Source organism: Corynebacterium sp. MSK039 (assembly GCF_030232315.1).
In the GTDB taxonomy this organism is placed as follows: Bacteria; Actinomycetota; Actinomycetes; order Mycobacteriales; family Mycobacteriaceae; genus Corynebacterium.
Genome location: NZ_JASPJL010000018.1, coordinates 9,725 through 21,869, shown reverse-complemented (window position 1 = coordinate 21,869; position 12,145 = coordinate 9,725). Strand labels below are relative to the sequence as shown.

The 12,145-nt window shown below is 64.6% G+C and carries 14 protein-coding genes, 2 pseudogenes and 1 CRISPR repeat array; of the genes and pseudogenes, 6 read left to right on the top strand and 10 right to left on the bottom strand.

Features of this window, described 5'->3' with window-relative positions; all coding sequences use genetic code 11:
• Nucleotides 1–140, top strand: a pseudogene (locus QP997_RS09190) (IS6 family transposase); the annotation flags it as partial.
• A gap of 110 nt (nt 141–250) precedes the next feature.
• Here QP997_RS09190 and QP997_RS09945 read toward each other — a convergent pair.
• Both QP997_RS09945 and QP997_RS09180 read right to left on the bottom strand, forming a co-directional pair.
• Nucleotides 251–364, bottom strand: a pseudogene (locus tag QP997_RS09945) (P-type ATPase actuator domain-containing protein); the annotation flags it as partial.
• Nucleotides 365–761: 397 nt separating this feature from the next.
• The gene (locus QP997_RS09180) at nt 762–995 is read right to left on the bottom strand and encodes a heavy-metal-associated domain-containing protein (RefSeq protein WP_070757847.1); all 234 of its coding nucleotides are present in this window, start codon (nt 993–995) and stop codon (nt 762–764) included.
• Between the two features lie 274 nt (nt 996–1,269).
• On the opposite strand from QP997_RS09180, the gene QP997_RS09175 reads away from it, so the two are divergent.
• Nucleotides 1,270–1,920 carry a Crp/Fnr family transcriptional regulator gene (locus QP997_RS09175; protein ID WP_070757849.1) on the top strand — a complete coding sequence of 217 codons (651 nt, stop codon included), beginning with the start codon at nt 1,270–1,272 and terminating at the stop codon, nt 1,918–1,920.
• An 80-nt stretch (nt 1,921–2,000) separates the two neighbouring features.
• Here the strand turns inward: QP997_RS09175 and QP997_RS09170 are convergent, their stop codons facing one another.
• The 4 genes from QP997_RS09170 to QP997_RS09155 form a co-directional block, all read right to left on the bottom strand.
• Nucleotides 2,001–2,549, bottom strand: a complete 549-nt coding sequence (locus tag QP997_RS09170; protein WP_083317294.1) for a GtrA family protein — start codon at nt 2,547–2,549, stop codon at nt 2,001–2,003.
• Nucleotides 2,546–3,202, bottom strand: coding sequence for a GtrA family protein (locus QP997_RS09165; RefSeq protein ID WP_148792231.1), 657 nt, complete (start codon nt 3,200–3,202; stop codon nt 2,546–2,548). Before QP997_RS09165 ends, QP997_RS09170 begins: the two co-directional genes overlap by 4 nt.
• A 98-nt stretch (nt 3,203–3,300) precedes the next feature.
• A complete protein-coding gene (locus QP997_RS09160) occupies nt 3,301–4,068 on the bottom strand; it encodes a hypothetical protein (protein WP_284846940.1) in 768 nt (255 codons plus the stop codon).
• Between the two features lie 10 nt (nt 4,069–4,078).
• Entirely contained in the window at nt 4,079–4,786 is a 708-nt protein-coding gene (locus QP997_RS09155; protein WP_284846939.1) for a hypothetical protein, read from the bottom strand.
• 174 nt (nt 4,787–4,960) lie between these two features.
• Here QP997_RS09155 and QP997_RS09150 point away from each other — a divergent pair, with 174 nt between their 5' ends.
• The 4 genes from QP997_RS09150 to dprE2 all read left to right on the top strand — a co-directional run bounded on the left by QP997_RS09150 (nt 4,961) and on the right by dprE2 (nt 7,950).
• Nucleotides 4,961–5,185: a hypothetical protein gene (locus tag QP997_RS09150; RefSeq protein WP_284846942.1), complete on the top strand. Its 225-nt coding sequence runs from the start codon at nt 4,961–4,963 to the stop codon at nt 5,183–5,185.
• 30 nt (nt 5,186–5,215) lie between these two features.
• Nucleotides 5,216–5,590, top strand: coding sequence for a phage holin family protein (locus QP997_RS09145; protein WP_015382082.1), 375 nt, complete (start codon nt 5,216–5,218; stop codon nt 5,588–5,590).
• A 154-nt stretch (nt 5,591–5,744) separates the two neighbouring features.
• A complete protein-coding gene (gene dprE1, locus QP997_RS09140) occupies nt 5,745–7,160 on the top strand; it encodes a decaprenylphosphoryl-beta-D-ribose oxidase (protein ID WP_284758985.1) in 1,416 nt (471 codons plus the stop codon).
• Between the two features lie 31 nt (nt 7,161–7,191).
• Nucleotides 7,192–7,950 carry a decaprenylphospho-beta-D-erythro-pentofuranosid-2-ulose 2-reductase gene (gene dprE2 / locus QP997_RS09135; RefSeq protein WP_070757859.1) on the top strand — a complete coding sequence of 253 codons (759 nt, stop codon included), beginning with the start codon at nt 7,192–7,194 and terminating at the stop codon, nt 7,948–7,950.
• Nucleotides 7,951–8,139: 189 nt separating this feature from the next.
• Here the strand turns inward: dprE2 and QP997_RS09130 are convergent, their stop codons facing one another.
• From QP997_RS09130 to QP997_RS09115, 4 genes are all read right to left on the bottom strand, one after another.
• Nucleotides 8,140–9,039: a cutinase family protein gene (locus tag QP997_RS09130; protein WP_284846938.1), complete on the bottom strand. Its 900-nt coding sequence runs from the start codon at nt 9,037–9,039 to the stop codon at nt 8,140–8,142.
• A 241-nt stretch (nt 9,040–9,280) separates the two neighbouring features.
• On the bottom strand, nt 9,281–10,171 hold the full coding sequence (locus QP997_RS09125) for a chymotrypsin family serine protease (protein WP_284846937.1): 891 nt from the start codon (nt 10,169–10,171) through the stop codon (nt 9,281–9,283).
• Between the two features lie 291 nt (nt 10,172–10,462).
• Entirely contained in the window at nt 10,463–10,600 is a 138-nt protein-coding gene (locus QP997_RS09120; RefSeq protein WP_284846936.1) for a hypothetical protein, read from the bottom strand.
• Between the two features lie 239 nt (nt 10,601–10,839).
• On the bottom strand, nt 10,840–11,229 hold the full coding sequence (locus tag QP997_RS09115) for a helix-turn-helix domain-containing protein (RefSeq protein ID WP_284846935.1): 390 nt from the start codon (nt 11,227–11,229) through the stop codon (nt 10,840–10,842).
• Between the two features lie 107 nt (nt 11,230–11,336).
• Nucleotides 11,337–12,096: a CRISPR direct-repeat array (repeat unit 28 nt; unit sequence GGCTCATCCCCGCTGGCGCGGGGAGCAC).
• Nucleotides 12,097–12,145: the final 49 nt, after the last annotated feature.

Sequence of the window (12,145 nt, the reverse complement as noted above, 5' to 3'; positions counted from 1 at the left end):
AAGGACAGGCTCGCCCCTGGTGCCTGCAGCCCGGCATCAGGGGCGAGGTGCGCCTTGTGGAGAGAGCTTTTGGCATTAGGCCCTCGGCGCTGACGGAGGCCATGGGCATGCTCAACCACCATTTCGCAGCAGCCGCCTGATCGGCGCAGAGCGACAGCCTACCTCTGACTGCCGCCAATCTTTGCAACAGAGCCCCCGTGATCATGGCCTCGTCCAGCCCGCCGACGCCGTGGACGATGGCGCCGTCGACCGGCACTTGCTCGCCGTTTTTGACGATGACGACGTCCCCGGGCTCAAGTTCCCACAGCTCCACGATTTCTTCGCTGGGCCCATTGGGGCCCTCGCGGAGCACGCGGGCGGTCATGGGTGCTTGATCCACAAGATCGCTGAGGGCCTTGCGGGTCTTTCTTAGGGTTGCTGTCTCGAGCGCCTTACCCAGGGCGAAGAGGAAGGTGACGGCGGCTGATTCCCAATAGTTGTCGATGAAGACCGCGCCCACGGCGGCGGTCACGACGAGCAGGTCGATGCTGATCAGCTTCACGCGCAGGGCCTGCACCGCGCTAATGGCGATGCGGTAGCCCGCGATGACGGCAGCAACCAGCATGATCCACTCGATGCCGGTGATCCAGCTGATGGCGATGGCGATGCCCGATGCCACCACTGGTCCCCAGTTTTTCACAGCGGTTTTCGCTGTGTCAGGGGTGTTTTTCTTGCTCACATCTGCCTCTTTACGGTCATGCTGGCTGTTGGCTATCCGGCGCTTAGTAAGCGCTCGGCTTGGCGTTATAACCAACGTCCGCGACGGCACCGACGAGGTCCTTGACGCTCAACGCGTCGGCGTCGTAATCGATGATGATTCGGCCGGAACTGAACTTCACCTCGGCGCTGTCCACACCGGACATGCCGTTGAGTTTTGTCTCGATCTTGTTGACGCAGCTCGGGCAAGAGAATTCGTCGGAGCGGAGGACGATGTTCTTCAGGTTTGCGTTGGACATTGGGGTCTCCTTTTCCCTCGTGTGTGGTTTGTTTCCCCGTTCGTGGGGCTGTGCAAGGGGCTTGATTGCCTGGATGCTTCCTGGTGGTTGCTGTTGTTTCCTTGCTCCAACTCTCAAGTTATGGGGCCTTGCCACGGGCTTCCTTGACGCAGATCAAGTTGAGCGGAATTGGTGCTCGACCGGGGCAAACGCGGGCTTGCGGGTTAGGATCGGGAGCATGCCTTCACACTGCTCTGAGCCACACGTCTGCCCACCCGAGTTGCGGGATCGCGTGATGCAGCACTCCCCTCTCACCAGTAGTTTGGACGCCGCTGGGCGTACGGCATTCGATTCTCAGGTGGTCGCCCACGCGTGGGCCGAAGGCGAGCCACTGTACACGCAGGGTGAGCCCCTACGGGGGCTATATATGGTGATGTCCGGGGTGGTGCGGCTGACCCAAGCCACGGATCAGGGCCACGAGCTGACCGTGGATCTGTGCGGAGAGGGCGACGTGCTGGGCGCGATGATGCCAGGCGAGGTGCAGGCCACCGTGACGGCGTGGGCGACCACGACCGTGTGCTGCTTGTTCTTGCCGGCAGAGAAGCTGACACGCATGGTGGGCGCACATCCGCAGGTTGGGGCGGCGATGCTGCACCTGCAGCAACGCACGCTGCAGGAGGCGCAGACCCGTAAAGTGCACAATGCCACGGCTCGGGTGCGCAGCCGGGTGCTGGAGACGCTGGACTACCTGGACGGGAAGTTCGGGCGGAGCCTAAGCGACGGCGGCCGGATCCTCGAGGCTCCTATCCGACGGGAAGACATCGCGGGGATTGCGGGCACCACACTGGAGTCCACCTCGAGGGAGATGTCCACGCTGATCAAGGCCGGGGTTGTAGCCCCGGGGCGACAGCGGATTGAACTACTCAAGCCCCTGCCAGAAAAGTAATGGCTGGGTTTGGTCGCGCAGGTCGGCGTCCTAACAAAGAGTCCACCACGGAGACGGGAACGAGCCAGCTCGCACCCCCGCTAGTTGCGGAAGATTACGAAGCGCTGGATCAGGAAGTTCAACACCGTGGCGGTCCCCTGCGCGATCACGAAGGAGATTAGGCGCACGACCAGAGGCGAAAAAGTCGTGTGGCTCTCCAGCAGAGGGATTAACAACGGTTTATACAGGCCGACCTGCACCACAAAGGTCAGCGCATAGGTGGCCATCGTGATCACGAAGCGCTTGGTCGATGGCGCGGCGTTGAACGTCCAGCGCCGGTTAATCATGTACGCCGTGAGAGTCCCCAGGACGAAGCCAATAGCCTTCGAGCCGCTATCAGTCATCCCAACGACAAAGCGCAGGAATAGCGTCGAGCCGAGATCCACGATCGCGGACAGCCCGCCGGTCAGGATGAAGCGGAAGATCTGCTGGTTCAGGCCGATATTGTCCTTCACGACGACGTCGCCCGCCCCAGCCTCAGCGCCCGCCTCGCTGTTTGCCGACGCCCCGGCCCCCGCCGAGCCGTTCGCCGCTCCGCCCGCACCGCGCGCGTCGCTGGTCACGGGCTGTTCTGGGCGCTTGCTGGTCACTTGGGCTCCTCGGTTTCGATCTTCGGGACGACGTCGGCGGCTTGGCCTTCCGAATCACTCGACCCCTTCGGCCCCTTGTTGCGGAACGTCCAGAGTTTGTTGAAGAGGAAGTTCGCGGGAACCGCCACGATCACGCCGATGAAGTTACCCCAGTAGGAGCGGGTGCGCAGGCCCGTAGAGTTGTCGAAGATGTGCTCCGGCAGCCCGATCGGCGAGTTCGTGTGCACCACCAGCGTGGACACCGCCAGCGTAATCAGCAGCCCGAATACGCCCACCGCCATGAACTGCGGCAGCTGGATCCACCAGGGCTGCTTATGGTGGCCCTTGAAGGTCCAGTAGCGGTTGAGCACGAAGTTCCACACGTTCGCGACGAGGAAAGCCAGCACCGAAAACAGGTGGTACCAGCGCATATTCCACTGCGTGTTCAGCAGCTGGAAGAGCACTTCGAGGTCGTCGATGCCAAAGCCCTGATCGAAGAGCTTCTTCGACAGCACAAAGACTGCCTGGTTGACCACGAAGCCACTGGCACCAACGAGGCCGAAGCGCAGAAACTGCCGCGCGATGGCCTTGGAGCGAGCCAAACGCCCTGCGGGCGTGGGCTTCGCAGCGGTACGCGGCTGCGGCTGGGTGTGGTCGTTGGGAGTCTCTGGCACGCAGGTTAGATTACGCGGATTTCCTGCCGGATTGTTACTCCCCCGCCGCCCGCTCGGGCGTTATCTTGGCCACTCCCTCGCTGGCCGGGCACCCCCGTTTAGCCCTGCAGGCGGATCGGCACCCAGCGGGGCTGGTCGGGTTCGTTCTTTAGCCGGCGCTTACGCACGGCCTCGAAGGCAGCCCAGTCCCGATTCCAGGTCCGCACCCCGCGCGCCAACGCGAGCACGCTGGTCACGGCCTTTTCCGCGTCTGCGTCCAGCCCCTGCGGCGAGTGTCCCTCCACCGGTTCGATGGGGCGCACCTCTCCCCAGCCCGTGGACTTCTTGCCATTGGCTTCCTCGAACTCGGCCTTCGCCGCAGCAACCGCGGCCTCAGCCGCTTCCTGGCTGGCGGCGACATCCACGAGGTGGAGCTCGCTTTCCGCCAGCCCGCCGTAGGTGATGTCCCCTTCCGAGTCCTCAGTGAGGAAGACCGGGTGCACGAGCAGCAGCCGCGCCATCGCGGCCGGGTCCTCGCGCCCCTCAATCCATTCGGCCTCGGCCGCGAAGCCCTGCACCCCGTCGGGGCCCAGCAGCCAGGCGCCGGAGAAGTCGCCGCGCGTCAGCTCCGGGTCGGTTTCGACCTGCCAGATTGCGGTCGTCTCCCCCACCCGGCAGGCGACGAGCACCGGCGGGTAGTACGTGATCGGCCCGGGCGTATCCTCCGGCCGATCAGAGGACGCCACCGCCAGGGTCGGGGTGGGCGTCAACGCCACGCCGCTGGACGCCACGGGGCCCGAGGTCTCGGTGCTGGACGTCTCGGTGCTCGAAGTGTCGGCATCCGAGGTCTCGGCGTTGGCGTTCTGTGCTTCACTCGCTGGGCTCATGGCCCCGATCCTAGCGATCGCGTCGACGTGCCGCCCCACTGGCAGTCGCCCGGTCCTGGGTCGTCCGGTCCGCCACCACCGCGAGTGCACCAATCGCCCCGGAGATCACGCCCCACGCGGTATTTGGGTGCTCCACGCCTCGGGATTCCAGTGCCTTCACTCCTGCTCGCTGGATCGCGCGGTCGATGCGCACCCCCACGGTCACGGCGAGAACAAGCACCGCCGCTGCGCCTGGAAGTACCGCGTAAGGCGGCAGACTAAAAACGCGGTCCCACCACTTCGGATCGTTCGGCGGCCAGATCGGCTCTTCTTCCTCGCCATCCTCGTCAACCGCGCCGTCATCGGCACCGCTGCCGACCGCGCTGGCCGGGGTGACGTCGTCATTGAAAGCGTCCCCATCGACGGCGACGTCCTCCCCCGCAGCCAGGTCGACGACGTCACCGTCCAGTGGCACAGACCCTGCCTGGCGGGCGCGGGCGTCGTCGAGCAGCTTGCGCAGCTCTTCGGTCTGCGAGCTTGCCTTCGAGAACTCCTCCTTCGCGAATTCCATCGTTTCGGCGGTGGAACGCACCACATAGGGGGCGATCCCGGCGACCAGGGCCGCACCCCGCAGCCAGCCACGGCGCCGGCTGGCGGGCAGGAAGTCCTTGATGCCGTAGAACGCAGCCGTGCCTGCGGCGGCGGCCAAAGCTTCAAACGCGAGTGGTGGCTTCTTCATGCTCAGCATTTTACCCCGGCGACCAGACGCGCCCCTGGCTGGACCGCAGCAGCGGGCGGGGCGTGTCTGCCACCCCGGCTAGAATCCCTAGGCATGGCAGGACTCTTCGAAAAAATCAGCACAGGCCTCTCCACTATCGTCGGCAAGCAGCCGAAAGAGCAGAAGGAGCCACCGATGCGGGTCGGTGGCGTCGGGGAGGAAACGACATACGAGGCCGCGGAACGCACGCAGCTGCCGCTGAACTCGTGGATGACGCGGATGATGGCCCAGGAGCTGCCGATCATGGACTCGGTGAGCCGCCAGCGGGTGCGCGACATTCTGCGCGACTACGACGGGCCGGAGATCACCAGCGTCGAGGAGCTCCCGGAGGAGATCCGCAAAATCATGGACCTGTACTAGAACACAAGAATTGAAGAACGAAGGATTCTTATGCGTTTTGCACTCGACGTTGTGGTCACGGCCGTCGCGCTGTGGCTGGTCACCCTGGTTATTCCTGGCGTTTCCGTGATGGGCGGTGTGGGCGCCTTCATCTGGGCCGCGCTGGTGTTCATGTTCGTTAACGCCTTCATCGCCCCGGTCGTGCGGCTGCTGAGCCTGCCACTGCGCATCCTCACGCTGGGGCTGTTCTCGCTGATCGTGAACGCGCTGCTCTTCGCCCTTGTCGGTTGGATCTCCAGCGGCATCGGCAACGGCCTGGTGGTCAGTGGCTTCTGGGCGGCGTTCTTCGGCGCGATCTTCATGGCCATCGCCACCTGGATCGTGGAGGGCACCCTCAAGGCGATTGGCATCGGTTCCGCCCTCTAAGCTCGCTAAAGGTTCCCGTAGCGCGCCCCGCCCGGCGCGTGAGCCTGCCCTCCCACGCGTCGCGGGAGTGAGATACGCGACATCATGGATTTGTACTAGCGAACCGACTGTTTTAGCAGGCTATTCGCAGCCTGCGGCGCTACGCTTGAAAGCCATGAGCATCCATACAACTACAAAGACCCTGACCGGTTGGGGCCGCACTCAGGCCACCACGGCAGAGGTGCTGTCCACGCCAGATGTGGAGACCATCGCGAAGGCCGTGGCTCAGGTCGCGGACGATAATGCGGATAAGCCCAGCCACCTGAAGCGCGGCGTCATCGCCCGCGGCATGGGCCGCAGCTACGGCGACCCGACCAACAACGCCGGCGGTCTCGTGATCGATATGCGGGAGCTCAACAAGATCCACGACATCGACCCGGACACGGCGATCGTGGACGTTGATGCTGGTGTGACGCTCGATCAGCTAATGAAGGCCGCCCTGCCCTACGGCCTGTGGGTCCCCGTCCTGCCGGGCACCCGCCAGGTCACCATCGGTGGCGCGATCGGGCCGGATATTCACGGCAAGAACCACCACTCCGCGGGTTCCTTCGGCAACCACGTCCTGTCCATGGAGCTGCTCGTCGCCGACGGCCGTGTCCTGCACCTGGAGCCAGAGGGCACCCCGGATGACCCGAAGGGTGAGCTGTTCTGGGCCACCGTCGGCGGCATGGGCCTGACCGGCATCATCCTGCGCGCCCGCATCGAGATGACGCGCACGGAGACCGCCTACTTCATCGCGGATGGCGACCTGACCCACTCTCTCGACGAGACCATCGAGTTCCACTCCGATGGTTCCGAGCGCAACTACACGTATTCTTCCGCCTGGTTCGACGCGATTTCGGGTGGCTCCAAGCTGGGGCGTGCGGCGATCTCCCGTGGCTCGCTGGCAACGCTGGACCAGCTCAAGGAGCTGTCGCCGAAGTTGGCGAAGGACCCGTTGAAGTTCAACGCCCCGCAGCTGATGACCGTTCCGGATATCTTCCCGAACTTCACGATGAACAAGCTGTCCATGATCGCCATCGGCGAGCTGTGGTGGCTGAAGTCCGGCGAGTACCGCAACCAGGTGCAGAACCTGACGCAGTTCTACCAGCCGCTGGATCTCATCGGCGAGTGGAACCGCGGCTACGGTTCCAAGGGCTTCCTGCAGTACCAGTTCGTCGTCCCGACGGAGGCAGTGGAGCCGTTCAAGCAGATCATCAAGGATATCCAGGCCTCCGGCCACTACTCCGCGCTGAACGTCTTCAAGCTCTTCGGTGAGGGCAACCGCGCACCGCTGAGCTACCCGATGCCGGGTTGGAACGTCTGTGTGGACTTCCCGATTAAGCCTGGCCTCGGCAAATTCCTGGACGACCTGGATCGCCGCGTCATGGAGTTCGGCGGCCGCCTGTACCTGGCGAAGGAGTCCCGCACCTCCGCGGAGAACTTCCACAAGATGTACCCAGGTCTGCCTGGCTGGCTAAAGACCCGCCACAACATCGACCCGACGGGCGTATTCGCATCCGATATGTCCCGCCGCCTCGAGCTGCACTAAACACCGACGAGCCTTTTAAAGGAGTTATTTCATGATTGATGCTGTTGGAAAGCCACAGTCCATCCTGCTGCTCGGCGGTGCGTCCGACATGGGCCTGGCCGTGGTGGAGGAGTTCCTCTCCCGTGGACCGGCGCGCGTGGTGCTCGCTGCCCGCGAGGGCGAGAGCTTGGACGACGCCACCCGCCGTTGCCAGGCCGCCGGTGCGTCTGAGGTGGAGACCCTGGCCTTTGATGCGGTGGATTTCGATTCCCACCCGGCGGTGATCGACAAGGCCTTTGCCGCCGGCGATATCGATATCGCGATCGTCGCGTTCGGCATCCTGGGCGATAACGAGAAGCAGTGGCAGGACCAGAAGCTCGCCGTGCAGGCAGCCCAGGTGAACTTCACCGGCGCGGTGTCCGTCGGTGTGCTGCTGGGCCAGAAGATGAAGGAACAGGGCCACGGCCAGATCGTCGCCTTCTCCACCGTCGCGGGTGAGATGGTGCGCCGGTCGAACTTCGTGTACGGCTCCACGAAGGCCGGCACGGACGGCTTCTACCGCCTGCTCGGCGAGGCGCTGCGCGGCACTGGTGTGCGCGTGCTGACCGTCCGTCCGGGCCAGGTCCGCACGAATATGACGAAGGATTTGGACGACGCCCCGCTGACCGTCGATAAGACCGACGCGGCGAAGGCGATCGCGAAGGCGGTGGACGATAAGAAGACGATCGTCTGGGTCCACCCCCTGTTCCGCCCGATCATGCTGGTGCTGAAGCACCTGCCGATGTGGGTGCTGCGGAAGCTACCGATCTAACAGGATTGGCGTAGGAGCTCCGCGGAGAGCGAAACGGGCCAGCACGGTAAGCGTGCTGGCCCGTTTGTGTTTCCTAGCTACGGTGACGGCCTGCGCCGGGGCCACCGGAAGCTCGACGCTAGGCCGTGGTCACCAACAACACGACACTAGGCCGTGACCTTGGCGCAGACAGCGCCCCGGCTGGACGTCCTAGTCCTCGGCTTTCGGAAGGTCGCGGTGGGCGAGGACGTGGCCCACGGCGTGCGGGATCGGGCTGACGTACTGGTAGGTCTTCGTGTGCTGGCGGGTACCCATCGCGATGCGCGGGGCCTCGCCGACGACCTGCATCGGGTTCAGGCCGGCGAAGCCGTTGGCCGCGGAGGCGTGGAGCACGTTCTTGGCGATCCCGCGGGTGCCCGGGGTGGCGGCGTAGCGGTTGCAGACGAAGTCGTCGATGTTGCAGATGTCGAGCACGCGGTCGCCGAGCTTGCCGTAGCCGCGCATGGCGCCGAGGATGCCTTCACCGTCGCGCAACGTGCCGCCCTTGTGCTTGCTCTCCGGCCCGTTGTGCGGGTTGGCGATCAGCGCGGCGGTGGCGAAACGCTTGGCCGGGATCGGGCCGCGACCTGCGTTGATGTCCGCGATGATGTGGGAGGCGATGTCCGAGCCTTCGGAGAATCCGACGAGCGCGAACTTCGCATTCGGGCAGTGCGCGGCGGTCTGGGCGATGAGCTGGCGGGCCTTCGCGTAGCCCTGGCGCATGGACTGGTCGTAGCTCAGGGTGAAGAAGGGGGTTGATCGGTAGCTGACGGTGCGCTGGGCGATGCCGTGTCCGCTGAGCTGGTTGGCTACCTGCCCGACGAGGAAACCGTGCGGGACGGAGTCTGGCACACCGTCGACGGTGTTGCCGCCGCCGGGGATGGCGACCACCATGGTGCTGGTGCAGGCGCCCTGCGCGGTTGGGGTGAAGGCGAAGCCGGAGCCGACTGGGGCGGCATCCGCGCTGGCCAGCAGGCCGTTATTCGCCCCGCCCCCGATGGTGGCTGCCCCGCCGAGTGCGAGCACTCCGGTCAGTGCGGCGGCGGCCAGCTTTGCTGCGAACTTCTTCATCCCCACGGTTGTTGCGTCCTTTGGTAACTATGCCCGGATATCTACAAGTAAAACTTAATACATTATGAGCATTTTGGTTACTCGGGGCCGCTGGGCATGATAACGCCCCTCTGACCGGCGGGCTTATCTTCAGCTGCCGGTAGAGGGGCGGGGACCGTGAGGGGCGACGTCCCTGGGGAGGGCCCCCGTCATCGCGACGTCGTGGCTGACGACGGCACCGACGACGTCACCGGGCGCGGTGCTACTTGATTCGCGCGAGGTTGTGGACGTAGCCGTCGTAGGACTTGTAGGCGTAGTGGGTTCCACCGGCGAGCTGGCCGATAAGGTGGCGCTTCCCGTCGCGGCCCAGGAGGTAGAGCGGCGAACCGGAGTCACCCGGGCGGGACGGGATGAGCCCGGAGACGTCCTGGGTCTTTTCGTTCACACGGACGATGGGGCCGCAGGTCAGGCCGGTGGTATTGCCCTCCTTGCAGGCGATGCGCCCGATCATGCCCTGGTGGACACGCAGCGGGGCGCCGAAGGGCGCGCTGACCGCGCGACGGTGGATAGCGCGGGTCGCAGCACTGGCTGGCTGGTGGACTGGGTGGACCCGGTCCAGGTGGACAACGTTGTACTGCACCTTGACGTGCGGCTTGAGGCGGAAGTAGCCGAAGTCGTTGATGAAGTGCCCGCCGGGGCGCTTGTCCCCCTGGACGATGTGCCAGCCGGCACGGACATCGGCGGCGTCCGCGATGACCTGACCCTTGTGGCGGATCTGGGTGACATGGCCGGAAATGCAGTGACCTGCGGTGACGGCGTAGTTGACGTTGCCCTTGCGGACCACGTTGGTCACCGTGCAGGGGTTGACGGAGCCGTCGGCGCGCTGGACCCAGAAGCTGGCGCCACCACGGATGATGCGGTTCTGGTTGAAGCTCATCCCGTCGAGCCGAGCCTCCGAGCTACCGAGGGAGCTGCCCAGCGAGCTACCGCTGGAACCACTCGACCCGCTGGAGAGGCTGGATCCGCTCGAGCCACTGGAACCGCTGCTGGCCGCCGCAGCGATGGGCTGGCCGGTGCCCAGCGTGAGGCCGGTTGCGGCCAGGATGGTGGCCGCTGCTGCTGCGAGGCGCTTCGCCGCGTTCTTCAATGACATCCCCTTGTGGCTATGCTGCGCCACCCTAGGTTGAGCGGTGCAGTTGGATAGAAGCTTTCACTATACTTTCTATCGGGAAATTTGCAATAGATATTGTGCAACTCATATGCACAGCCACAGCTTACGCCGGGGCGTTAGGCCGCGGTGGGGCGAATGACGCGCAGCCAGATAGGCCAAAGATAGGCCATGAGCGCGGCACAGTTCTGCATTCACACGGAACACATCAACCGCGGCCGCGCGAGCTCCCAGCTACCCGGCGCGTCGAGGGCGCCGACGATGCTGACAACGGAGCTAATCCCCGCCGTAATCGCCGCCGTCTCCGCCCTCAAACAGGAAGCTCAATCCGATGGCGAACGGCGTCATGAAAAGAATGAAGATGAATGTTTCATGCTCCCCAGCCCAGGCCTGCAGGCTATCGATGATCCCCATTGTTGCCCTCCAGTCGATTTTTCTCTTGAGCTCCCGCGCGCCAGCGAGCGCAGAGCCGGGAGATTTGCCCGACAAAACCGACAATAGCGCGCAGGTGGCGCGTGCGCGAGGGTTATGGCAGCGGCTCTGTGGACGCTGCAGTCGGAGACGAAGAAAGGTGTCCCCGCTAGCGCGGGGAGCACACCGAGTAGCTTGGGCAGTCGCCGCGCCGGAGCGATGCGCCCATGGAGGGCGAAACGCTAGTCGACATCGTAGAACCCTTGGTGGTCAAAATTTCTACTTCTAAACTCCTCGGCGATGCTGCGCAGCAAGTTAATTTGCCGCTCATTTAGACCAGTAGCTTCGATCACTACGAGATTAGTACCATTTGAGCTCATGCTCGCGAGATCTGGCCAATCCTCCTCTGGGACGCCCGCCGCAGTCAGGAGGTCACGTGGGCTAATCTGTAGCACCGCCGCCAGATTTGGAGTGAGGCCAACAGGCCAGTGCGCCTTAGGATCGCTTGCTGTTTCGAGTCGCCAGACCCACTGACGCGTTCTGCCAAGTGCTGCGCCAAGATCCGTTTGCGACATCCCTAAGCTCTCGCGGGCAGCACGTACCATTCTCCCCGCCGTAACGTTTCCACTCATATCCATAATTTAAAACACGGAGTTACAAACTTTAACTCTTTAAACGAACTGTAACCTGCATAAATGTGTTAATCAGTTTTCTCGGAACATCTCGACCGGAATTAACGCCCCCATCCCCGCTGACGCGGGGAGCACTCGTGCTGCTGCCGCTCGCCAGACGATCGAGGGGGCTCATCCCCGCTGGCGCAGGGAGCACTCCAGGGTGATGGAGTCCGGCTTGTCGCACTGCGGCTCATCCCCGCTGGCGCGGGGAGCACGATCTCCTCGACCGGGATGAGCAAGGCCGAGGCGGCTCATCCCCGCTGGCGCGGGGAGCACCGGGTGACCGTGCTCAATAAGGGCGGTGGCCGGGGCTCATCCCCGCTGGCGCGGGGAGCACCCTCAGGAAGTCCCTCTCCAGCACCAGGTTAGGGGCTCATCCCCGCTGGCGCGGGGAGCACAAGCGCACCAGGTAGCATAGTTACTGCAAGCGGGGCTCATCCCCGCTGGCGCGGGGAGCACTGCAACCGGGGCGGGTTGCGCCGTGCTGTGCCAGGCTCATCCCCGCTGGCGCGGGGAGCACAGAGACGGAGACGTTTTCCCCGCGACGGTGAGCGGCTCATCCCCGCTGGCGCGGGGAGCACCTATTCACGGGGGCGATTAAGGGGGCGTGGTCGGGCTCATCCCCGCTGGCGCGGGGAGCACAAGCAAACGTTCGTTGGGGCGGCGAACTGGCTGGGCTCATCCCCGCTGGCGCGGGGAGCACCCTGGGCATCATGGTGCGGGTCGTGCGGTGGACGGCTCATCCCCGCTGGCGCGGGGAGCACCCCAGCCCGCCGCGCTGGGTCTGATGCTGGGGCGGCTCATCCCCGCTGGCGCGGGGAGCACCCTGGGCATCATGGTGCGGGTCGTGCGGTGGACGGCTCATCCCCGCTGG